The sequence below is a fragment of the Roseibium aggregatum genome, from assembly GCF_017309185.1.
Lineage (GTDB): Bacteria > Pseudomonadota > Alphaproteobacteria > Rhizobiales > Stappiaceae > Roseibium > Roseibium aggregatum_B.
In genome coordinates, this window is sequence record NZ_JAEKJZ010000004.1 from 269,675 (window position 1) to 292,566 (window position 22,892).

At 60.8% G+C, this 22,892-nt stretch carries 19 protein-coding genes; 13 read left to right on the plus strand and 6 right to left on the minus strand.

All coding sequences use genetic code 11. The annotated features are described in order from the left end of the window. The first annotated feature begins 36 nt into the window (after positions 1-36). The 4 genes from JF539_RS18915 to JF539_RS18930 all read left to right on the plus strand — a co-directional run bounded on the left by JF539_RS18915 (position 37) and on the right by JF539_RS18930 (position 5,253). Entirely contained in the window at positions 37-216 is a 180-nt protein-coding gene (locus JF539_RS18915; protein WP_207142273.1) for a YdcH family protein, read from the plus strand. Between the two features lie 616 nt (positions 217-832). Then, complete coding sequence (locus JF539_RS18920; RefSeq protein WP_207142274.1) at positions 833-1,348, plus strand: RNA polymerase sigma factor; 516 nt, start codon at positions 833-835, stop codon at positions 1,346-1,348. A gap of 148 nt (positions 1,349-1,496) precedes the next feature. Continuing rightward, positions 1,497-2,480 (plus strand): FecR family protein, encoded by a 984-nt coding sequence (locus JF539_RS18925; RefSeq protein WP_207142275.1) that lies wholly within the window; start codon positions 1,497-1,499, stop codon positions 2,478-2,480. Between the two features lie 184 nt (positions 2,481-2,664). Next, the gene (locus JF539_RS18930; RefSeq protein WP_207142276.1) at positions 2,665-5,253 is read left to right on the plus strand and encodes a TonB-dependent receptor; all 2,589 of its coding nucleotides are present in this window, start codon (positions 2,665-2,667) and stop codon (positions 5,251-5,253) included. Positions 5,254-5,544: 291 nt separating this feature from the next. Here JF539_RS18930 and JF539_RS18935 read toward each other — a convergent pair whose 3' ends face one another. Then, a complete protein-coding gene (locus JF539_RS18935; RefSeq protein ID WP_209017421.1) occupies positions 5,545-7,179 on the minus strand; it encodes an acyl-CoA synthetase in 1,635 nt (544 codons plus the stop codon). Positions 7,180-7,256: 77 nt separating this feature from the next. Next, a complete protein-coding gene (locus JF539_RS18940) occupies positions 7,257-8,021 on the minus strand; it encodes a sulfite exporter TauE/SafE family protein (RefSeq protein WP_207142278.1) in 765 nt (254 codons plus the stop codon). Between the two features lie 171 nt (positions 8,022-8,192). Between JF539_RS18940 and JF539_RS18945 the strand changes: the two genes are divergently transcribed. Together JF539_RS18945 and JF539_RS18950 are read left to right on the plus strand one after the other, a co-directional pair. After that, positions 8,193-10,100, plus strand: a complete 1,908-nt coding sequence (locus JF539_RS18945) for a propionyl-CoA synthetase (protein WP_207142279.1) — start codon at positions 8,193-8,195, stop codon at positions 10,098-10,100. A gap of 137 nt (positions 10,101-10,237) precedes the next feature. After that, a complete protein-coding gene (locus JF539_RS18950; protein ID WP_207142280.1) occupies positions 10,238-11,026 on the plus strand; it encodes an SDR family NAD(P)-dependent oxidoreductase in 789 nt (262 codons plus the stop codon). 153 nt (positions 11,027-11,179) lie between these two features. On the opposite strand, the gene JF539_RS18955 is transcribed toward JF539_RS18950, so the two are convergent. Continuing rightward, positions 11,180-12,988 (minus strand): ABC transporter transmembrane domain-containing protein, encoded by a 1,809-nt coding sequence (locus tag JF539_RS18955; protein WP_209017422.1) that lies wholly within the window; start codon positions 12,986-12,988, stop codon positions 11,180-11,182. Between the two features lie 300 nt (positions 12,989-13,288). Between JF539_RS18955 and rpmE the strand changes: the two genes are divergently transcribed. After that, the gene (gene rpmE / locus JF539_RS18960; RefSeq protein WP_008196026.1) at positions 13,289-13,513 is read left to right on the plus strand and encodes a 50S ribosomal protein L31; all 225 of its coding nucleotides are present in this window, start codon (positions 13,289-13,291) and stop codon (positions 13,511-13,513) included. 195 nt (positions 13,514-13,708) lie between these two features. On the opposite strand, the gene JF539_RS18965 is transcribed toward rpmE, so the two are convergent. Both JF539_RS18965 and JF539_RS18970 read right to left on the minus strand, forming a co-directional pair. Further along, on the minus strand, positions 13,709-14,251 hold the full coding sequence (locus tag JF539_RS18965) for a DUF1465 family protein (RefSeq protein WP_207142281.1): 543 nt from the start codon (positions 14,249-14,251) through the stop codon (positions 13,709-13,711). 413 nt (positions 14,252-14,664) lie between these two features. After that, positions 14,665-14,862: a DUF1192 domain-containing protein gene (locus JF539_RS18970; RefSeq protein ID WP_207142282.1), complete on the minus strand. Its 198-nt coding sequence runs from the start codon at positions 14,860-14,862 to the stop codon at positions 14,665-14,667. A 168-nt stretch (positions 14,863-15,030) separates the two neighbouring features. Between JF539_RS18970 and JF539_RS18975 the strand changes: the two genes are divergently transcribed. Both JF539_RS18975 and JF539_RS18980 read left to right on the plus strand, forming a co-directional pair. Further along, positions 15,031-16,032: an NAD(P)H-quinone oxidoreductase gene (locus tag JF539_RS18975; protein ID WP_207142283.1), complete on the plus strand. Its 1,002-nt coding sequence runs from the start codon at positions 15,031-15,033 to the stop codon at positions 16,030-16,032. A 157-nt stretch (positions 16,033-16,189) separates the two neighbouring features. Next, positions 16,190-16,933 (plus strand): DUF1013 domain-containing protein, encoded by a 744-nt coding sequence (locus tag JF539_RS18980; protein ID WP_207142284.1) that lies wholly within the window; start codon positions 16,190-16,192, stop codon positions 16,931-16,933. 96 nt (positions 16,934-17,029) lie between these two features. Here the strand turns inward: JF539_RS18980 and JF539_RS18985 are convergent, their stop codons facing one another. Beyond that, entirely contained in the window at positions 17,030-17,926 is an 897-nt protein-coding gene (locus JF539_RS18985; protein WP_268957573.1) for a LysR family transcriptional regulator, read from the minus strand. Positions 17,927-18,025: 99 nt separating this feature from the next. Here JF539_RS18985 and JF539_RS18990 point away from each other — a divergent pair, with 99 nt between their 5' ends. From JF539_RS18990 to JF539_RS19005, 4 genes are read left to right on the plus strand one after another with little or no spacing between them, the layout of a single operon-like run. Continuing rightward, on the plus strand, positions 18,026-19,315 hold the full coding sequence (locus JF539_RS18990) for an NAD(P)/FAD-dependent oxidoreductase (RefSeq protein WP_207142286.1): 1,290 nt from the start codon (positions 18,026-18,028) through the stop codon (positions 19,313-19,315). Continuing rightward, the gene (locus JF539_RS18995; protein ID WP_207142287.1) at positions 19,315-20,490 is read left to right on the plus strand and encodes an NAD(P)/FAD-dependent oxidoreductase; all 1,176 of its coding nucleotides are present in this window, start codon (positions 19,315-19,317) and stop codon (positions 20,488-20,490) included. The genes JF539_RS18990 and JF539_RS18995 overlap by 1 nt, the downstream gene beginning before the upstream one ends. A 13-nt stretch (positions 20,491-20,503) precedes the next feature. Next, the gene (locus JF539_RS19000; RefSeq protein WP_328809270.1) at positions 20,504-21,217 is read left to right on the plus strand and encodes an SDR family NAD(P)-dependent oxidoreductase; all 714 of its coding nucleotides are present in this window, start codon (positions 20,504-20,506) and stop codon (positions 21,215-21,217) included. Positions 21,218-21,270: 53 nt separating this feature from the next. Next, entirely contained in the window at positions 21,271-22,812 is a 1,542-nt protein-coding gene (locus JF539_RS19005; RefSeq protein WP_209017423.1) for an ABC transporter substrate-binding protein, read from the plus strand. Positions 22,813-22,892: the final 80 nt, after the last annotated feature.

The following is a 22,892-nucleotide window of genomic DNA, read 5'->3' on the forward strand; positions in this document are numbered from 1 at the left end:
CATCTTCGTGTTGAGCCAACAGACAGGAGGATATCCATGTCAATGCAGTCGCATCTCGCCGAACTCGAGCGCCGTCACGCCGAAATGAAACGCAGGATCGAAGACGCTCAGTTGCATCCGAGTACGGACTCTCTGGAATTGGCTGGCATGAAGCGACAAAAGCTCAAGATCAAGGATGAGATTGAGCGAATACGCAAGGATGTGACGCTCCACTAATTCTCACATCCTTCGAAACCGGAAAACGCCGCGCCTGATCGCGGCGTTTTTGTTTTATGGACCTGATCAATGCGGATCGCGGCTTGGGGCAGAGGGGGTCCCGCCAGGTGTGGCCGATGCACCATCAAGTGCCCCATCCCTGGCCTGGCAGATACATGATGTTTCCAATTCGCCCATTTGCTTTTTGGTCCTAGACTTTTTGCAGCGTTCTGCATGCCTTTGGGGGCGTGTTCTCCTGCGGACTTCGCCGTTTCGAACCTTGTTCGGAAGTATCCGTTGTCGGAAGATCTGTCGGCCTGGGGTGCGTGAATCCCACCCCTGTCAACCGGCTGCCTTCAGGTTAGAGCAGAGATGCCTTCCTCAGGGGAAGTCTTTCACTTCATTCGACTTTCTTCGCGCTGGGCAGACGATATCCCCTTGACCCGTCCGGGCATCTTGGCCAATAAAGAGGAGAAAAGTTGACTTAAAAACTCATATATTATGCTTCATTGTGCCTCACGAAAACCACTTCGCCGTGATCTCGCGTTCCCGGTTTTTTCGGGCGTTTTCGTCGCATATGAGATGTTGAACGCGCACTGCGTAGCGTGTCCGACCCGGCCATCGGAGACACCGCGTCATGTTTCGTGAACTGACGATGGTGTTCCTGCGGCAGCGCAGTGCGCTCAAATGGAGCGTTATGCGAATCGTCGGAGACCATCAAATCGCGGAGGACCTTGCTCAGGAAACCTACCTGAGGGCGCACAAGGCTCTCGAAGCAGGTCCGATTCAGCACATCGACGCCTTTTTACACAAGACGGCGCGCAATCTTGCGATCGATCATGAACGCAAACGCCGCTTTCGGTCACTCTACGAAAGCTCGGAGGGGCCATCGACTGAAATAGACTCGGTTGCGGACAATGTGGTTTCCGTTGAACAGGCCCTGATCGAGCGCGAACGGTTCGAGGAATTCGAGAGAGTGCTGGCCGGTCTGCCGGACCGGGTGCGCAAAGCCTGGATACTGGCCCGCGTCGACGGCCTCTCCTATTCCGAAATTGCGGACATCCTGGGCGTGTCACGGAACACTATCTTCAACGATGTGAAACTTGCGATGGGGGCTTGTTACGATGTGCTCAAACGCCTTGACCGGGGATAGTTTCTGCACGTATGCAACTGCTGGAATGCGGCCCTGCGTTGTTCCCGTAAAAAGGCGGGGCATGCGCTTGGAAGCACTTCGTCGAAACGGCTTGGCCCAACAACCGGCTGTTCGGTAGATATTGGATGGTATGTTGGAACGCGGCATCATGACGGGGGAGAACGCTTACCGGCACGGCGACCCGGTCGTCGATGAAGCGTTGGACTGGTACCTGCGCCTGTCGGACGGTGTGTGCGATCATGAGCTGCGCGAGTTCGAGACCTGGCGGGACCGCAAGCCGGAGCACAAGCGGGCGTATCTTTTCATCGAACGCATGAATGGTCTTGGCTCTCTCGAACGGGCATCCCGAGCCACCGCGGAAAAAATCCGAAACGACGATTTGCCGGTGCGAGCACATTACCTTTCCAGGTCAGGTTGGAAAGCCTGGGCAGGTCGTGCAGCGGCCCTTGCCGCCGTCTTGCTGATATCGGCGTATGTCTTTCCCAATCTGCGTCTTTATCTGCAGTCTGATCATATGACGGGTGCAGGCGAGCAAGAAACGGTCACGCTTGAAGACGGATCGGTCGTGACGCTGAACACACGATCGGCAATCGCGATCGATTTCGACGAAGACCGGCGGCAGATCCAACTCCTGGCAGGTGAGGTTTTCTTCGATGTCGCTCACGATCAACGGCGGCCGTTCATCGTCAATTCCGGTTTCGGGAAGACGAAGGTTCTGGGTACCCAGTTTTCCGTGTTTCACAAAGACACGGAGGATGAGGTCGTTCTGAAGACCGGCAGTCTGGAAGTGGCGTCGCAGACGGGTTCGGCGGAACGCAGCGTGCTGAAAAGCGGAGAGGGCCTGACCGTCAGCAAAAAAGACATCGGCGATGTCCGTCAGGTCGATGTCGAGCAGGCGCTCTCTTGGTTGAAGGGCCGGGTCGAGTTCCGTGACACCTCTTACGGCGCGGCGTTAGCGTCACTTGAACGCTACTATGGCGGCCTGATCGTCAATGTCTCTTTCGATCTGGAAACGGCAAGGGTCAGCGGCACTTTTGCCATATCGGATCCCGAAACGGCGATCCGGACACTTACCGTGGCCGCCGGCGGATCAACCCGCCAATTTCCTGGCGGACTCTTAATCTTGAATTAAAAGTTCAATTTTTTTGTGACGCTGCGCTGACCCGGACGTCTTGTCTTTAGAGGGTGGCGTTCGGCTCAAGAGATCGACGCTGCCCATCTCCAGATGAGTAAAGGGTAGCAGAATGAATCGCCGTGGGCTGGCACAGAAACCGTTTTTGCCGATCGGAAATACAAACGCCAGGCCCGAAAGGCCATTGGCGCAGTTGCTTATCAGCGTCGCACTGGCCGGAAGTCTCACGGGAGCGCCACTCGCCGCTGCGCAGGCCCAAGGTGCCGGTTCCAACGCGGAAAGCCTGCAAACGGTCAATTTCTCGATCCCAAGCCAGCCGCTGTCGCAGGCATTGAACGCTTTCGCCAAAGCCTCTGGCTGGCAAGTCGCCTATTCCCCCGATGCAACGAGAGGTGTCAGGTCGAATCCCGTAACCGGCCCTCTGGCGCCCGATCAGGCTCTTCGGCAGCTGTTGGCTGGAACCGGTGTGGTCGCAAACATCACCGGACCTCGCAGTGCCGCCATAATAACCGGCGCGCAAAGCGGCGCCATCCAGGCCGATCCGGACACAGTTCTCCTGGAGACGGTGATTGTCGCTTCGGGTGAAGGCGAGAAGTACGACAAATACAGTGCGGCAGGATCCACCGAGTATATTTCAGCGGATCAGATCGAGCTCTTTCGCGGCACGTCGCCGGGCGATTTCCTGAAGGGAACGGCCGGAGTTCTGGTCGGGGAGAGCCGGAACGGCGGCGCGATCGACGTCAACATCCGCGGCATGCAGGGCCAGGGCCGCGTTCCTGTGATCATCGATGGCAGCTATCAGGAAACGACAACCTACCGCGGCTACTACGGGATAACCGGCAAGACGTTTCTGGATCCCGATCTGATCGGAAGCGTCGAGATCGAAAAAGGTCCGAGTGCCGGCGCGGATGGCGTCGGAGCGGTAGGCGGCGTCGTGCGCATGAGCACACTCAATCCGGCTGATATCATCACGGAAGGAAAAAACTACGGTGTGAGGCTGAAGGCCGGCGTGGTGGGCAACTCCACCTCCGCTCCCGGTTTTCCCAAGTCAACGGCCGGCAAGGGTTTCATGGTGGAGGAGGATGCGATCACGCTCGGCGCGTCCGCCGGCGGTGCCGACCAGTATGACCGTCCGGGCCTGCTCGAGTTCTTCACGGGCGACGACTTCGCCGGCAGTGCGAGTGTCGCAGGCGCCTACCAGGTCGGCGGACTTGAGGTTCTGGCGGCATTTGCCCGGCGATCGGTCGGAAACTATTACGCCGGGACAAACGGGGGGCAGCCGACCGAGGACTATGAATACCGCCGCGGCCAGGAAGTTCTGAACACCTCCAATGACAGCAAGTCCTACCTGCTCAAGGGCATCTTGTCGTTCGGCGACGGTCACTCGGTAAAGCTCGGCTACACCCGGTACGAGAGTACCTACGGCGAGGTCATGCCGAGTACCATGGCCGGCGTCCTTTCGATCGGCACGCTGCAGCACGATCTCGGCTATACGGCGGTGGACACCGCAACCGCCCGCTACGAATGGCAGCCGGAAGACAGCAGTCTGATCAACCTGACCGCCGATTTCTTCTATACCAATCTCTATCAGGACATGAAAACAGCTTATACGACTTACGCATTTCCAGGCTATGTAGCCGCTGTGCCAGTCGCATACATCAACAGGACCGAGCAATGGGGAGCCAATGTCTCGAACATCTCGAGTTTCACAACTCCCATCGGCGACCTGGAACTGGAATACGGCGGTATGTACCGCAAGGAAATGACCTATCCCGCTCCCGAACACTACGAACTGATCGACAGCGGTCAGGGCGTTGAAGCCTGGTCCGTCCGGGATGGATGGCGCGAGGAGTACAGCGGGTTCGCCACCGTGGAATATCTGCCGCATGACAAGGTGACCCTGCTGGGATCGTTGCGGTATACGCACAGCAAATCATTCGACAACGTTCTTCTTTACAATCTGGATGAGAACAACTCGGAAGAGAATTCCGGCTGGGCTCCGATCGTGTCCGCGAAATACGAGGTTTTTCCCGGGGTGCAGGTCTACGCGAAATACGCCGAGGCCATTCGGATGCCGAGCCTCTATGAAGCCACCAGCGGCTGGTCGGCTTCCAACCGGCCCGAGACGGAGCTGAAGCCCGAGCATTCCAGGACGTATGAAGTCGGCGCGAACGTCCACGTGCAAGGCTTTCTGTCAGACACCGACAATCTGGGCATGAAGCTGTCGCTTTTTGACAGCACGGTCGACGATTACATCAGCCGCGATACGTCGGGAGGCTCCCTGGTCAACATCAGGAAAGCCTATCTCAAGGGCGTTGAGATGTCGTTCGACTACGATAGCCGTTATGTTTTCGCGAGCGCCTCGGCGACGAGATACCTGGACACGAACTTCTGCAAATTGGATGGAGAGTGTTTCCAGTCCGGAACGAGGTATGGCTATTCAAGCCTTCATCTGCCGCCTGAGTTCAGTGCAAACATCACCGCCGGTGTGAAGCTTTTCGACGAAAAGCTGAGGCTCGGTGCGCGCATGTCCCACATCGGTTATCGCGCGGCAACCGAAACCGGACTGTTTGGCGGGGCGGTCACCGCCAGAGTGGACTGGGAGCCTTATACGGTCTTCGATCTTTTCGGCAGCTACGATGTGAACGACCACCTCCAGATAGACTTTGCGGTCGATAACGTGACTGACGAATACTACATGGATGCTCTGTCGGTCTCTCCCATTGCATCGCCCGGACGAACCGCGCGTCTGAATCTGACGGCGAAATTCTGATCCGGACGAACACATGTTCGTTCAGGCCTTCGGCGTATCGGGTTTTGAGCCTGCACGCTTCGATCATCGTGGCCATCTGATGCCAACCGCAACGAACCACCTGAAGCCGGGTTTCTGTTCCTTGCGGTTGGCATCCGGCAGGTGCGGGCGCGTCCCGTACCGGCGGCCGAAACCTGATTCCCCACAGACCCTAAACGGAAACGAGGAGAACGCGTGCGGTTGCCCGGGCATCGGTTGATGATCGCGATGCACCCGCAAAGTCACGCAGCCGATGGGAACTCGACCGTCCCCTCAAAGCGCCTTTGCCTGTTCTCTCAGGGCGAATTTCTGGATCTTGCCGGTGGAGGTTTTCGGCAATTCGCAGAAGACAACGGTCCTGGGGGCCTTGAAGCCGGCCAGGTGCTGGCGGCAATAGGCGATCAGATCGTCCTCGCTCGCTGCTGATCCCGGTCTCACTTCCACAAAGGCGCAGGGCGTTTCGCCCCATTTCTCGTCCGGCCGGGCGACAACGGCGGCGGCCTGGACATCCGGGTGCTTGTAGAGAACTTCTTCCACCTCGATCGAGGAGATGTTTTCCCCGCCGGAAATGATGATGTCCTTGGAGCGGTCCTTGAGCTGGATGTAGCCGTCGGGATGCTGGACGCCGAGGTCGCCGGAATGGAACCAGCCGCCCCTGAAGGCGGCTTCCGTCGCGTCCGGGTTCTTCAGATAGCCTTTCATCACCACATTGCCGCGGAACATGACTTCGCCGAGGGTCTGGCCGTCGGCAGGCACGGGTTCGAGCGTGGTGGGATCGAGCACGCTCAGGCCTTCCAGCGCGACATAGCGAACACCCTGCCGGGCCTTTTTCTGAGCCTGCTGATCAAGCGGGAGATCGTCCCATTCCGATTTCCAGTCGTTGACGACCGCTGGGCCGTAGACTTCCGTCAGCCCGTAGAGGTGCGTGACGTTGAAGCCGGCGGTCTTCATGGCGGCCAGCACGCTTTCGGGCGGTGGCGCGGCGGCGGTGAAGAACTCGACCGGCTGTTCAAGCGCGCGTTTCTGGTCGTCGCCGGCATTCAGAAGCGTCGACATGATGATCGGCGCGCCGCACAGATGGGATACCTTTTCGTCGGCGATCAGATCCCACATCGGTTTCGGCCGCACCCAGCGCAGACAGACATGGGTTCCGGCCACGATCGACAGCGACCAGGGAAAGCACCAGCCGTTGCAGTGGAACATCGGCAGGGTCCAGAGATAGACCGGATGTTTCGCCATCGACGCGGTGATCACATTGGCCTGGGCGAGAAGATAGGCGCCCCGGTGGTGATAGACCACGCCCTTGGGATTGCCCGTCGTTCCTGAGGTGTAATTGAGCGTGATCGCGTCCCATTCGTCGGCGGGAAGCGACCATTGGAAGTCCGGGTCTCCCGATTGTACGAAGTCTTCGTAGTCGTGTGCGCCGAGACGTTCTCCGGTTTGCGGAAATTCCGGGTCGGAGTAATCGATGACGATGGGGCGCACGCTGGCCAGCGCAAGCGCTTCCTTGACGACCGGGGCGTATTCCCGATCCGTGATCAGGACCTTGCTTTCGGCGTGGTCGAGCTGAAACGCGATGATTGCCGCATCGAGCCGCGTGTTCATCGAATGGAGCACCGCCTTTGCCATCGGGACCCCGTAGTGGGCCTCGAGCATCGGCGGCACGTTGGAAAGCATCACGCTGACCGTATCGTTCCTGCCGATACCGAGGGCGGTCAGCGCCGAGGCCAGCTGGCGGCTGCGCTTATAGAAGGTGCGGTAGTCGGTGCGCTGACTGCCATGAACGATGGCTGTCCGGTCGGGAAACACATCGGCCGCACGCGCCAGAAAGCTGAGCGGGCTCAGCGGCGCGTAGTTGGCGGTCGTCTTGTCCAGACCCTGAAGATAGGGGCTCACCTTCGCGTCCATGCGCATCCTCCCTGAAATGTTTTGGAACATGAAAACCGGAAACGCGCGGGCACGCAATCCGCATTTGGCGCGTCCGCTTAAGCCAAAAGGTGTAGCAGCCCGTCATAGGTCAGTTTCGCGCCGATCAGACCCATGAAAATATAGGTGAGCGTGTAGAAGGTTTCCGGCTTGATGATGCGCACCAGATAGACCCCGGACAGAGTGGCGACCAGGGCCACCGGAAACAGGGCGACCGAAGTGGCGAGATTTGTGGGGGCGAACTGGCCGAGCAGAAAGTACGGCACCAGTTTGACCGCGTTGACGGAGGCAAAGAAGATTACCGCGGTGCCGACAAAGAGTGTCGGGGCAAGGCGCAGGGGCAGGGCATACATCTGAAAGGGTGGTCCGCCCGTGTGGCTGATGAAACTGGTGAAACCCGCGATAGCGCCCCAGAAGGTGCCTTTCGCCCGGTTGTGACCCGCGGCATGGGCCTGTTTGCGGCGCTTTAAGATATAGTCGATGACGAAAGCGATCGCCGTCAGACCGACCAGCAGGGTGACGAAATCGTCGTCGACATGCGCCGCTGCGGCCCAGCCGATGCCGATGCCGATCAGCGCGGCGGGAAGCAGGATGGACAGGGTTTTCCAGTCGGCCCGGCCCTTGTAGGCCAGGAGCGCGACCACATCCATCACGATCAGGATGGGCAGCATGATGCCTGCGGCCTGAAGAGGCGGCACGACCAGAGACATGAGCGGTACGCCGAGCATGGCCAGAGTGCCGCCGAAGCCGCCCTTGGACAGGCCGACCAGAAACACGGACGGTATGGCGGCCATGTAGAACCAGGGATCGATAATCGGAAGCATGCGCTGTAAGGCCGGTCGGAACAGGTGGGGCGAGACCGGCAAACAAGCATGCCGGAGGGATTACGTAAAGTCCCGACCACCTAATTGCCTATGCGGCAAGACTTGCAATTTCGTTAGGTCCTGCAACATTCTGTGCTCAAAGTGCCGAAGTGGCTGTTGGGAGGATACAACATGGCGAGCCGGTATCACGATGTCTATCAGACCTGGAAGGACGATCCTTTAGGATTCTGGAAGGCGGCCGCATCCGAAATCGATTGGGTCTCGTCGACGGACAAGGTTTTCGATCCGGACATGGGCCAGTACGGCCGATGGTTCCCCGATTGGGAATGCAACACCTGCTACAACTGCCTGGACCGTCATGTGGAGCGCGGCCGGCCCGGCCAGCCGGCGCTGATCTACGACAGCCCGATCACCGGCAAGAAAGCCAGTTATACCTACGCGGAGCTTCTCGAGGAGGTCGAGGCCTTCGCCGCCGTGCTGTCCGACAAGGGGCTGCAGAAGGGCGACCGGGCCATCGTCTACATGCCGATGATCCCGCAGGCGATTATGGCCATGCTCGCCTGCGCGCGCCTCGGGGTGATTCACTCCGTGGTCTTCGGTGGATTTGCCGCCAACGAGCTGGCCACCCGGATCGACGACGCCACGCCGAAGGCGATCATTGCCGCGTCCTGCGGGATCGAGCCGGGCCGGGTCATCGCGTACAAGCCGATGATCGACGGGGCCATCGAACTGGCGAACCACAAGCCGGACTGCTGTCTCATCTTTCAGCGGGAAGAGCAGGCGGCCGAGCTGATCGACGGCCGGGACTTCGACGCCGGCCGGCTTCAGGACGACGCGAAATCCGCCGGCCGAACCATCGCGCCGGTCGCGGTGAAGGCGACTGATCCGCTGTACATCCTCTATACGTCCGGGACCACCGGCCAGCCCAAGGGCGTGGTCCGCGACAATGGCGGCCATATGGTCGCCCTCAAGTGGTCGATGACAAACCTTTACGACGTTCAGCCGGGCGAGGTCTTCTGGGCGGCCTCGGATGTCGGCTGGGTGGTCGGACATTCCTACATCTGCTACGCGCCGCTTCTGCACGGCTGCACGACCGTCGTCTTCGAGGGCAAGCCGATCGGCACGCCCGACGCGGGTGTCTTCTGGCGGGTGATTTCGGAGCATAACGTCGCGTCGCTGTTCACGGCCCCGACCGCCTTCCGGGCGATCCGCAAGGAGGACCCGAACGGCGAGCTGATCAAGAAATACGACCTGTCGCAATACCGCTCACTTTTCCTGGCGGGCGAGCGGGCGGATCCGGAGACCGTGAACTGGGCCATCGACCAGCTTCAGGTGCCGGTGATCGACCACTGGTGGCAGACCGAATCCGGCTGGTGCATGGTCGGCAATCCGCTCGGCCTCGGTCAGTTGCCGGTCAAACCGGGCTCGCCGACAGTTCCCATGCCCGGTTACGACGTCCAGGTTCTGGACGATGCGGGCCATCCGCTGGAGGCCAACGCGCTGGGCAACATCGTGGTGAGACTGCCCCTGCCGCCGGGGGCTCTGCCGACGCTTTGGAACGCGGACAAGCGCTTCTTCGATGCCTATCTCGCCGAGTTTCCCGGCTATTACAAGACTGCGGATGCCGGCATCATCGACGACGACGGTTATCTGTCGATCATGGCGCGCACCGACGACATCATCAATGTCGCCGGGCACAGGTTGTCAACCGGGGGCATGGAGGAAGTCCTTGCGACCCACCCGGATGTCGCCGAATGCGCGGTGATCGGCATCGCCGACCCGCTGAAAGGCCAGTTGCCCTGTGGTTTCGTGGTGCTGAAGGCCGGCGTGGAACGCTCGCACGACGAGATCGAGAAGGAACTGGTCAAGCTGGTTCGAGACAAGATCGGTCCGGTTGCCGCGTTCAAGATCGCGATCACCGTGGACCGGTTGCCGAAAACCCGGTCCGGCAAGATCCTGCGTGGCACCATGCGTCAGATTGCCGACGGCGAAAGCTACAGGATGCCGGCAACGATCGACGATCCGGCGATCCTGGATGAAATCAGCGACGCCTTGAAAGATCACGGGATTTCCGTCTGATCCTCTCACGTGACGCTGCTGGAGCCGCAGAACGGCCATCGACAGCGATGCATTTCGGACTTAATGTCGGGCCGCCGCGGAGCGGCCCGCGCGGTTTGCGCGGCACATGAATACTACAAACAGCCGTGAGGTTTTCCGTGTCTTTGGAGAATAAGGTCGCCGTCGTTACCGGCGCAGCCCGTGGCATCGGCTTTGCCGTTGCCAAGCGTTTTGTCATGGACGGTGCCAAGGTCGTCATCGCGGATGTGGACGACAGTGCCGGAGAGGCCGCCGTCGAGGATCTCAAGGCGCTTGGCGAAGCCATGTTCATTCACTGCAATGTCGCCGAGCGCCTCAATGTCCGTAATCTCGTTGCCGAAACCCTGAATGCCTATGGGGATATCGACGTTCTCGTCAACAACGCGGGTATCGTCGTCGGAGCGGATTTTCTCGATCTGGAAGAAGAGGACTTCGACAGGGTGCTGTCGATCAATCTGAAGGGCGCGTTCCTGTGTTCCCAGGCGGTTGCCCGCCACATGGTCGAGAAAGTCGAAAACGGCGGCGATCCCGGCTGCATCGTCAACATGTCGTCGATCAACTCGACGGTCGCGATCCCGAATCAGCTGCCCTATTGCGTTTCGAAGGGCGGCATGAACCAGCTCACCAAGACAACGGCCCTGGCACTCGCGAAATACGGCATCCGGGTCAATGCGATCGGACCGGGCTCCATCATGACCGAAATGCTCGCCTCGGTGAACAGCGATCCGGCGGCGAAGAAGCGGGTCATGGCGCGTACGCCGATGCTGCGGATCGGCGAGCCTTCCGAGATCGCCGGCGTGGCCGCGTTCCTCGCGTCCGCCGATGCGGGCTATGTGACCGGGCAGGTGATTTATGCCGATGGCGGCCGCCTGCCGTTGAACTATACGGTCGAAGTCCCCGAGGACTGAGCACCTGCATCGACGCGACTGTCCTGAGGCGGCCGTGCCGCCTCGGGCAAGTGAGAGGCCGGGTTCGTTAGTCCGGACAGGTGCGGTGAAGCTGGGCGCAGGTCCAGAGCGGCGAAATCGAAGTTTTCTGGAACCCGGTCGTTCAGCCAGGGGTTATGCCGTCACCGCTTCCCTATCCATCCCGAATTGCAGCCGGGCCAGCTTGGCATAGAGGCCGCCGGCGGCGCTCAGCTCCGCATGGGTCCCGGTTTCGACGATCCTGCCTCCGTCCATGACCACGATCCTGTCCGCCTTCAAGACGGTGGCGAGCCGGTGCGCGATCACCAGCGTGGTCCGGCCTTCCATCAGGCGGTCCAGGGCCTGCTGGACCAGATTTTCGCTTTCGGCGTCGAGCGCGCTTGTGGCTTCGTCGAGCAGCAGCACCGGGGCTGCCTTGAGTACGGCGCGGGCGATCGCGATCCTCTGGCGCTGGCCGCCTGACAGGGTGATGCCGCGTTCGCCCACGGGCGTGTCGTAGCCGTCCTTCAAGGCGTCGATGAAGGGGGCCGCAAGGGCTGCTTCCGCCGCTGCGGCGATGTCCTCTCGGGAGGCGTCCGGGCGGCCGAAGGCAATGTTTTCGGCAATTGTCGCGCCGAAGATTGCCGTATCCTGGGGGACCAGGGCGATATGCCTGCGCAGATCTTCCGGGTCGAGTTTCCTCAGGTCCACACCGTTCAGATGGATCGCCCCCGAGGACGGATCGTAAAACCGCATGAGCAGGCTGAAAAGGGTTGACTTTCCGGCCCCCGACGGGCCGACGACCGCAACGGTCTCGCCCGGGGCGACGGACAGGGTCAGATCGGTGACGACGGGCGCGTGGCTGGCGGGGCCATAGGCAAAGGAAACCTTGTCGAAACGGATGTCCCCTTTTGAGGTTTCCGGCAAACGCTCCGGCTCGGTGGGGGCGTCGATCTGCGGCTGGATTTCCAGAAGTTCCGACAGGCGCTCCGCCGCGCCGGCGGCCTGCGACAGCTCGCCCCAGACTTCCGACAGCGCGGCAAGGGACCCGGCGGCGAGGATCGAGTAAAGCAGGAACTGGCTGAGTTCGCCGCCGGTAATGCGCCCGGCGAAAACATCGCTTGCGCCGATCCACAGCACCGCGACGATGCTGGCGCCGATCACCATGATCGCGAACCCGGTAAGCGCCGCGCGGGCGGCGATCGCCTTGCGGGCGGCCTGGAACGCGGCCTCGACCGCCGAACGGTAGCGCGCGGCGCTCCGGCGCTCATGGGTGAAGGCCTGCAGGGTTCTTACGGAGCCGAGCATTTCACCCGCATAGGCGGAAGCGTCGGCCAGCATGTCCTGCGCGAAACGGGAGCGCTTGCGGACCTGCCGTCCGAACCCGAGAACGGGCACGAGAATGACCGGGATCGCTGCCAGCACAAAGACGGAGAGGCGCGGGCTGGTGACCACCATCATCGCCGATGCGCCCGTGAACATGATCAGGTTGCGCATGGCAAGCGAGGCGCTTGCGCCGAAGGCGGACTTGATCTGGGTGGTGTCGGCAGTCAGCCGGGAGAGAATTTCTCCCGATTTCGCGCTGTCGTAAAAGGCGGAGCTGAGGTGGGTCAGATGGGCAAAGACATCGGAGCGCAGATCCGCGACCATACGCTCTCCGATCCACATCACCAGAAAAAAGCGGACGGCGCTGGCGGCCGCCAGGGCGCAGACGACGCCGATCAGCACCAGAAAATAGGAATTCACCAGGGCGGGGTCGTCGGCACCGAAGCCATGGTCGATCATTCTGCGCACCGCCGCCGGCAAGACGAGCGTGACAATGGCAGCCGAAAAAAGCGCAATGACGGCGCCGGTCACCATGCCCTTGTGCCGGGCAAGGTAAGGCAGAAGCCGGGCCAGCGGTTTCAGCGACCTGTTGGCGGTTTTCCGGTTGGACGGTGCGTCAGGAGCGGGGGCGTCAACCAAAGGTGTCTCCTCAGTGTTTCGCGTCTGTCTTTAACACGAAGCGACGACCACTCAACAAGAGGTTCCGCTTCAGCCCCCATCGGCCTTCCGCGTTGCCATGAAAACGCGAAGGTTTCTTTGACTTTCGGCAAACCGGGAAAGCTTGATTTTGCCCCTTGTCTTGCCAGCCGCCTTGGGGTATATCCCCGCCTCATGTTTCTGAGGGCGGCGTCCGCATTCCGGATCGGCGGCCCTTCGTTTGTTTGCGCCTGAGAGGCCGCTTTGAAAAAAGGCAGTCCAAGGTGTTTGAAAGGACCGGCCATGAAAGCGGATATTCATCCCGACTACCACACCATCAAGGTCGTCATGACCGATGGCACCGAATTCACCACCCGCTCCACCTATGGCGCGGAAGGCGACACGCTGCAGCTCGACATCGACCCGACGTCTCACCCGGCGTGGACCGGTGGCGACCGTCAGCTCATGGACCGCGGCGGCCGCGTGTCCCGCTTCAAGAACAAGTTCGCAGGCTTCCTGGGCTCCTAAGCCGCTCGGAAACAGCCAGCTTTACGTTCGAGAGACCCGGTCATTGGCCGGGTCTTTTTTTTGCCAATCCGAACGGGCTTTTTCCGGATCGGCGCTCGGCTGACGCCTGACCTGCTCAGAATGACGGTGCGAGGGCATGCCATCAAAAAAGCCGCCTCGCGGCGGCTTTTTCGAATAGGGACCTGTCGGAGGGGATCAGCCGAGTTTGCCGAAAGCGGCGTGGAGCTGGCTGATCTGGGAAGCGACCGGGTTGTCGTTGGTCGCCTCTTCCATGTCGGCTTCGCCGTTGGTGCGATAGAGCATGTTGTCGAGGTGGACCACGCGTTCCTGGAGGCGGGTGGAGCGTTCGATCAGCTCCTGCAGGGTATCAGGCAGGCCTTCCCACGAGGAGCCGCCGGTGGCGCTGCTCAGCTTTTCAAGGCGGACCTTGTTCTTTTCGCTGCCGGCCTGTTCGCGCGACATCTCACCTTCGTTCACCGCTCTTTGCAGGAGCAGCCAGGAGGCAAGCTGCATCAGCCGCGTCGTCAGGCGCATGGATTCCGTTGCGTAGGCAAGCGACGCGGGGCGGGGAAGCTGTTTGGCTTCGTCACGGCCCTGTCCGTCCAGATAGACCGCCGTTTCCTCGACGAGCGACATGCCTTCCTGAAACAGGCTCTGGAAGTTCTCTGAGTTCGCCAGATGATGCGCGATATGCACCGCCTCGATACGACCGTCAGTCTTTTTGTTGTCTTCCGTCATGGGATTGCTACGCCTCAACTCTTGTCCGGTTCGTCCCGCATTGCGTTTCGGATTGTCCCGGGATGCGACACCCCGTCCGAAATGTTCCTTTTTGGAACGATGCGAGCCTTCATGCCGTGAACGGAGCAAACACTGTGCCAGTTCACTGAAAAGGCGACCGTCAACCGGATTTGAGAAAAGATACTACGCGGCGCGCGCAAAAAAAAGAGCCGCACGGTTGCGGCTCTGAGTCTTTAACAGGGAGGCGTCAAACAGAGTGGACAGGAGCCACTCACATCCAGATGACTGGATAGCCTTGTTTATAATTTGGAAAGATTAATGAGAGGTAAACGCATAAAATTTTACCTGAAATAGTAGCCTGATTCCGCCTCTATGACTGTGCCGTGGTTGGAATACTGTAATATTTGTCGAATTCAGTCCTGAAAAAAGGCGTTTGCTGCATCGCGAATAGTGCCGCGTTGTTCCAGTGCCTTTTTTGTGCGGTCGATTTCTTCCGTTAACGCCTCAATGCGCTCCGAGAGTTCGGCCTCGGACAATCGGCTCAGGTCCTCTCCCACCGTGATTGTGCCGGGGGCGGATTTTTTGGGGACATCGTCGTCGAACAGGCTCATTTCCAAATCCTTTCGCCGCCATGCGCTTTTGCTGCGATCCGTAATCAATGGCGCCTGGTACGGCTTGTGCGCCACGCTTTCTTTCAAATAGTCTGGCCGAGAAATTTATCACAGACCGCCTCGTCAGTCCCAAAATGAACCATTCGCGAACCAAAAAGGAAGTGCTCAATGCAGAATTTGCCGGACCGTATGACTGTCGTTGCGATTTCGGAACCCGGCGGACCGGAGGTGCTTCGGATTGAAGAGCGTCCGTTGCCGGAACCGGGCTCCGGGGAGGTTCTTGTCCGGGTCGCGGCCGCGGGCGTCAACCGCCCGGACGTCTTGCAGCGCATGGGCGCCTATCCGCCTCCGAAAGGCGCTTCCGACCTGCCGGGACTGGAAGTGGCCGGAGAGGTGGTCGCCTGCGGGCCGGAGGTCGAAAGACACAAGATCGGCGACAAGGTCACGGCGCTGGCCCCGGGCGGCGGCTACGCGGCTTATTGCAAGGTGCCGGCCGGGCATGCGCTTCCCATCCCGGAAGGGTTGAGCCTCGTCGAGGCGGCGGCGCTGCCGGAAACCTTTTTTACCGTCTGGACGAATGTCTTCGACAGATGCGGACTGACGGCGGGTGAACGCTTCATGGTTCACGGTGGAACGTCGGGTATCGGCACCACCGCCATTCAGCTGGCGAAGGCGTTCGGAGCGGAGGTCTTCACGACGGTCGGGTCGGAGGAAAAGGCCGAAGCGGTGCGCAGGCTCGGCGCGGATCACGCCATCAACTACCGTGAACAGGCGTTCGAAAAAGCCATTCTGGAAATCACGGGCGGCGAAGGCGTCCATGTGATCCTCGACATGGTCGGCGGCGACTATGTGGAGCGGAACTGGAAGGCGGCGGCGGTCGAGGGGCGGATCTGCCAGATCGCGACGCTCAACGGCATTTCCGAAAAGGTGAATTTCTCCAGGCTGATGGTCAAACGGCTGACCCACACGGGTTCAACGCTGCGGCCGCGCAGCGACGCGTTCAAGACGCGGATCGCCGAGACCCTCGAAGCCAGGGTCTGGCCGCTGATCGAATCGGGAAAAATCAAGCCGGTTATGGATTCAACCTTCCCCCTGAGCGCCGCCGCGGAGGCGCATCGCCGCATGGAAGGCTCTGGTCACATTGGCAAAATCGTTTTGACGGCGGAGTGAGTTCGGCAAGCCGTCCGGTTGTGGCCAGCCAAAAACGCCTCTCCATTTGCGTTTACGCGGCGTTCAGCCTATATTCGCCGAACTTCCCATTAAATTGAAATGGAACATCGCTTTTCCGCCCCGCCGGGTGGGGGAGCAGACGAGAGGAATTTATCCGATGGCGAACACGCCGCTCATGCCGAAGGCAACCGCTGTCTGGCTCGTGGACAATACCGCGCTGAGCTTCACCCAGATTGCCTCCTTCTGCAAACTTCATCCGCTGGAAGTCAAGGCGATTGCCGACGGCGAAGCCGCCCAGGGTATCAAGGGTCTCGACCCGATCCTGACGGGGCAGCTGACCCGCGAGGAAGTCGAAAAGGCCCAGAAAGACCCGAACTACCAGCTCAAGCTGCAGGGGTCGAAAGTTGTTGTGCCGGAATCCAAGCGCAAGGGACCGCGCTACACTCCGGTGTCCCGCCGTCAGGACCGGCCGAACGCCATCCTCTGGCTGGTGCGCAACCATCCGGAGCTGAAGGACGCGCAGATCATGCGCCTGGTGGGAACAACCAAGCCGACGATCGCCGCGATCCGGGACCGGACGCACTGGAATTCGGCCAATCTGACCCCGTCCGACCCGGTCACGCTCGGCCTGTGCAGCCAGCTTGAGCTGGATATGGAAGTGGAAAAGGCGGCGAAAAACGCTCCTCTGCCGGTTGCCGGCGAGGTGCAGGAAACGCTGATGCCGGTCGAAGACACCACCAGCGAAGACGCCATCGCCGCTGCCTTCTCCCTCGATCCGAGCCAGCCGATTAAGCGCGAAGAGGAAGAGGAAATCGACGCCGACGCCGTCTTCGCGAAGCTGAACTCGCTCAAGGAGCAGGAAAGCGATGCGGACAACGGGGAAGAAGACACGGACAAATAAGCCGGTCCTGTTTCCGGAGAGTTGAACAAGAAGCCGGCGGTCCCAACGGGCCGGCGGCTTTTTCAATATCAGGCCGGAGAAGCCCCGAGGCCGGTCTTAGTGCCGTCTGGCGTATTTCTCGAAATGCTCGACCAGGGCCTCGCATTCGGTGCCGAGCTTGTCGCCACGGGGTTTGATTACGGCATATTCGAAACGCTCATCAACATTCAGGGGCCTGACGATACCTCCCATGCGCGCATGGTCCTCCGCCGTGAAGGCATCGACGATGCCCACGCCAACGTTCCTGAGCACCAGCGCTGAGACGATGTGGGACAGATAGGATTTCATCTTCAGGATCGGCGGATGCTTCATCTTCGCGAAAAGCCGGTCAAAGGCCCGTCCGGTCGAGGTGCTGTCGACGAACCCCACGAAATCCAGTCCAGCCAGCTGTTCAGCCTCAATGCGTTCAAAGCCGCCGAGGAAATGTCCGGGGGCGGCGATGAAGCGGAAAGGCACGGAACCGGTCTTCACGACATCGATCTCGTATTTGTGCTGGGTCGGTATGCCGAAACCGATCTGGCATTGCCGGAGCGCGACCTGGCGGACCACCGGCAGTGTCGTCATCGACAGGAATTCGGCACGGAAGTTCGGGCGCTGTTCCAGAAGCTCGGAGATAACCGAGGGGAGGACCGACTGCGCGAACGCGGGAGCGGAGGCAATCGTCAGGGTCGCCCTGTAACCGTGCTTGATCTGTTCCGCTGCCCGTTCGATCTGGGCCAGTCCGACAAAGCTGCGCTCGACCTCGGTCCAGAGCTCGTGCGCCTCGTGGGTGGCGACGACGCGGCTGCCGTGACGGGTGAAGAGCTGAAGGTCGAGACGGGTTTCAAGGTCCCGGATCAGGCGGCTCACCGCAGGCTGGGAAATCAGGAGTTCGTCCGCCGCGGCGGAGACCGTTCCGGTTCTCATGACCGCCCGAAAGGCTTCAAGCGATCGGGAGGAAATTGCACTGACCATAACATTACCGTATACTTGCCTTCAGTAATTATATTTGTCTTATACTAAGGTCGGCTGCAAGCTTTTAACCGGTAATCGTGTCCGGGGGCTGAAGCGGTCGTGCCTGTCGAAAAAACTGAACTTCCCGAAAGAGTGGAAATAGCCGTCATCGGTGGCGGCATCGTCGGCATCTGCACAGCGCTTTATCTTGCCGAGGCGGGACACTCCGTGGTGGTTTGCGAAAAGGGTGTCGTCGGCGGCGAACAATCCTCGCGCAACTGGGGCTGGATCCGGAAGGCGGGGCGCGACAATCGCGAACTCCAGCTTATGATCGAAAGCGCGCGGCTGTGGCAGGAGATCGTCGATGAGCTCGATGAGGACATAGGTTACGGCAAGCGCGGAACCACATATCTGGCGGTCAATGACGCGGAGCTTCACGAGCACGAGACCTGGCTTGAGAAAAATCGCGATTTCGATCATGGCTCGGTGCTCTTGAATGCCCAGCAGACGGACGACTTTCTACATCGCAACGACCGGAAATTTGTCGGCGCACTGCATACGCCGTCGGATGCCACCGCCGAGCCGAAGCTCGCGGTTCCGGCGATCAGCCGGCTGGCGCAAAAGCGCGGAGCGGTCATTCTGGAGAATTGCGCGGTGCGAAGCATCGAGCGCGAGGCCGGACGTGTCAGCGCCATCGTGACCGAGCATGGCGAGATCCGTTGTCAGAAGGTTGTTCTGGCGGGCGGTGCCTGGTCCCGGACTTTCCTTGAGAACATGGGCATCGCCTTTCCGCAGCTTGCGGTCAAATCCTCCGTCATGCGCACGACGCCCGGACCGGAAGTGGTGGCTGGGGCCGTAGGGGCGACCGATGCGTCCCTGCGCCGGCGCGCGGACGGCGGCTACACCATTGCCAAGAGCGGCGCGGCGGAATTCGAGATCGTGCCCGCTGCGTTCCGCTATTTCGTTGATTTCCTGCCCGTTATCGCCGAACGCTGGCGGATCATGACGCTGAAAGTCGGACCCGGTTTCTTCGGTCCAATGGGCCGCCACCGGTGGTCGGCAAGCGACGTCACCCCGTTCGAGCAGATGCGTGTGATGTCGCCTCAGCCGAACCTGAAGCTTCTCAACAAGGTCCTGGCCAACGCAAAGCGGTTGCACCCGCGTCTCGAAGACGTGCAGATCGCGGAAACCTGGGGCGGTCTCATCGACGTCATGCCGGATGAGATTCCGGTGATCGACGAACCGGCGGGCTGGGACGGGCTCCTGATTGCAAGCGGACTTTCCGGGCACGGCTTCGGCATCGGCCCGGGGGTTGCCCGCCTTGCGGTGCAGACCCTGAAGAACGAGAGACCGCTGGTCGATCCGGTTCCTTTCCGGCTTGGCCGCTTCGGCGGGAGGCGGGCCGCCTGATGGTGAACTCTTCCCCAGCTTCGGATGTCGTCGTTATCGGTGCCGGAATAACCGGCGCCTCGGCGGCTCTGGAGCTGGCGGAACGCGGGGCCAGGGTGACGCTTGTCGACGGGTTCGGTCCCGCCGCCATGGCGTCGGGCTGGACGCTGGCGGGGGTGCGCCAGTCGGGCCGGCATCCTTCGGAACTGCCGCTTGCGCTGCGTGCGGTCGAGCTGTGGCCGGATCTTGCCGAAAAGCTGGGTCACGAGACCGGATACAGGCAAAAGGGCAATCTCCGGCTTGCCAGAACATCCGACGAGGTCCCGGTGATCCGGGAGCTGGTTGCCGATCAGTCCGCGGCGGGGTTGCCGATCACGTTTCTTTCCGACCTTCAGGCCGTCCGGGAGATCGCGCCTGCGCTCTCGGACCGGGTGCTGGCGGCCTCTTTCTGTGCAACCGACGGGCACGCGGATCCGGATCTGACGGTAAAGGCCTATGTGAAAAAGGCCGAAAGCCTCGGCGTTGAGACCCTGTTCGGCGAAAAGGTGACGGGCCTTGAGGTCTCCGGCGGCAGGGTTGTTGCCGTGGCGACCTCGTCCCGGCGGATCGGCTGCGGTGCCGTTCTCCTTGCAACGGGCATTCTCGCCAATGAGCTGCTTTCGCCGCTCGAAGCGGAAATTCCCCTTCGCCGTCCGATCGTGACGGTGCTGCGCAGCGTGGTCTGCGCGCCGATGCTCGAACCGGTCCTGGGTGTCGCCAATGCCGACATGGCCGCCCGGCAGGAGCTTGGCGGCCGGATGCGGGTCACCAGCGGGGCGCAGTTCGGCGACTGGAGCCTGGCGAACCGTCATGGCTGGCCGGTGATCCGGCCGGGCATGAACGCAATTCAGGAAACAATTGAAACGGTGCGGACGGTCCTGCCGGCGTTCGGCTCTCTGGAGCTTGAAAGCGTCTGGGCGGGGGCGCTCGATCTGACACCCGATGCGCTGCCGGTGATCGACCGCGTTCCCGCAGTGGACAATCTGACGGTTGCGGCCGGGTTCTCCGGCCATGGTTTCGGCATCGGCCCGGTAACCGGGCCTCTGGCGGCAAGCATTGCTCTCGGCGCGGAGGTGGAGATGGATGTCTCCGCTTTCCGTTTCAGCCGGTTTTCCGACATCCCCCAGGCGGAGGCTTCGCTTACGCTGCACGGCTAGAAGGAGGTACCAAGTGCTTAGCCCGGACGGACGCGTCATCATGATTTCAGGAGCCAGTCGAGGGATCGGTCTGGCCATTGCCAGAACGCTTCTGGGCAAGGGGTACTGCGTCAGCGCGGGTGCACGGGACGTTGAGAAGCTGAGCGTGGCCCTGTCCGGTCCGTGGCAGGACAGGCTTTTGTGCTGCCGCTACGACGCCGCGGACAGAAGCAGCCATCAGGCGTGGGTCGATCGGACGAACGAGCGTTTTGGCCGCCTGGACGGGCTCGTCAACAACGCGGGCACTTCCAACACCTTCACCATCGAGGAAGGCGAGGAAGAAGAGCTCGACGCACTCTGGGCGACCAACGTCAAGGGACCGCTGTTTCTGACACGCCTCTGCCTACCGTATCTCAAGGAATGCGGTTCCGGGCGGGTGATCAATGTTTCGTCCCTTTCGGGAAAGCGCGTGCGCAACGAGAACATCGCCTACAATATGACGAAGCATGCCGTGATGGCATTGACCCATGGCACGCGCCGGATCGGCTGGGACCATGGCATTCGCGCGACCGCGATCTGTCCGAGCTTCGTCGCAACGGATCTGACGTCCGGCGTCACCAAGGTGAGCCGCGAGGAGATGATCGATCCGGATGATTTTGCAGAAATAACCGCCCTGGCGTTGGCCCTGCCGAATACGGCAGCCATGGCGGAAATGCTGGTGAATTGCCGGCTTGAGGACACGCTTTAGGGAACGGCGTGAACCTCCGGGTCATTCACAACAACCGACCAGAGGAAGTGAAGATGAAATTGAAAATTGGGGTCGCGGTGGCGGCCATGCTGGCGGCGGGCAATGCCCTTGCGGCCGGAACGACGTTGAATGTGGGCATGGGAAGTGCCGACGCCGGCAAGCTCGACCCGCATGTGGCGACGACGACGCCGGACAAGGGTTTGCTTTACTGGATGTTCAACGGTCTGGTGCGCATCAAGCCGGGTGAGGCGAGCCCGGCTTTCATCGAGCCCGACATTGCCAAGAGCTGGACATCGTCGGAGGACGGTCTGACCTGGACGTTCGAGCTGCGCGATGACGTGGAGTGCCACGGCGACTACGGCAAGCTCGACGCCGAGGACGTGGTCTATTCGCTGAAGCGCTCCGCCAACCCGGATATTTCCGCCTTCGCAAAGGACTATTCGGCGATCGAGAGCATCGAGGCTACGGGGCCTTCTCAGGTGACGATCAAGCTTTCGGAAAACGTGCCGAGTCTTCTCGGGCTTCTCGTGCCCTATCACGGTGGCAACATCGTCTGCAAAGATGCCGTAGAGGCATTGGGGGAGGAATATCAGCGCGAACCGATCGGAACGGGTCCGTTCATGTTCGCCGAGTACCAGCCCCAGCAGTATGTCAAGCTGGTCGCCAATCCGGAGTATTTCCGCGGCGAGCCGAAGATCAAGGAAATCTACTACCGCTACATTCCCTCCGACGCATCCCGCGATCTGGCTTTCCAGGCCGGCGAGATCGACATGATCTACGGCAAGCAGGAGCAGAGCTGGGTGGAGCGCATCTCCGAAGTGCCGGGCACCAAGGTGGTCGTGATGAAACCGGGTGAAATGTCTGTCATTCATCTCAACATGACCATGCCGCCGCTCGACAACGTCCTGGTGCGCAAGGCGGTTGCCCATGCGATCAGCCGTGATGCCATGGTCCAGTTCAAGGGCCCGGACGTAACGCTGGCGGCGATCTCGCCGGTCCCCGAGGGACATCTCGGCTATACGGCCGACGTGCCGACCTACGACTATGACGTGGCGAAGGCCAAGGAACTTCTGGCGGAGGCCGGATATCCGGACGGGGTGACGATCAAGGCGATCCACACCACGCTGCCGGGGATGCTGACCACCATGGAAGCGATCCAGGCCCTGCTGCGCGAAGCGGGGATCAACATGGAAATCGAGACGGTCGAGCATGCGACCTTCCACGAGCAGATCCGCAAGGACATGAGCCAGGTGGTTCACTACGCCGCGGCCCGCTTCCCGGTGGCCGATGTTTATCTGACCCAGTTCTTCCACTCCGATTCCATCGTCGGCACGGATACGGCGATCACGAACTTCTCGCACTGCGCCGTCGCCGACGATGAGATCGCGAAGGCAAGGACGGAGACGGACGAGACCAAGCAGCTTGAGCTGTGGGCAACCGCCCAGCAGAAAATCATGGAAGAGGTTTGCGCCGTTCCGGTCGTTCAGAGCATGCAGCTCTGGGCCTGGAAAGATACGCTGGATCTCGGTGTCGAGGTGAACGGTTCCCTGAACCTGAGCCCCCCGGTTACCGAAGCGGCGTCCTTCAGCGAATAAGCCCGTTCCTTGCTGTGACGGTGCGTGCCGGATGGCGGTCATTGTGTCCGCATCCGGTACGCTCTGTTATAATCGAAGGC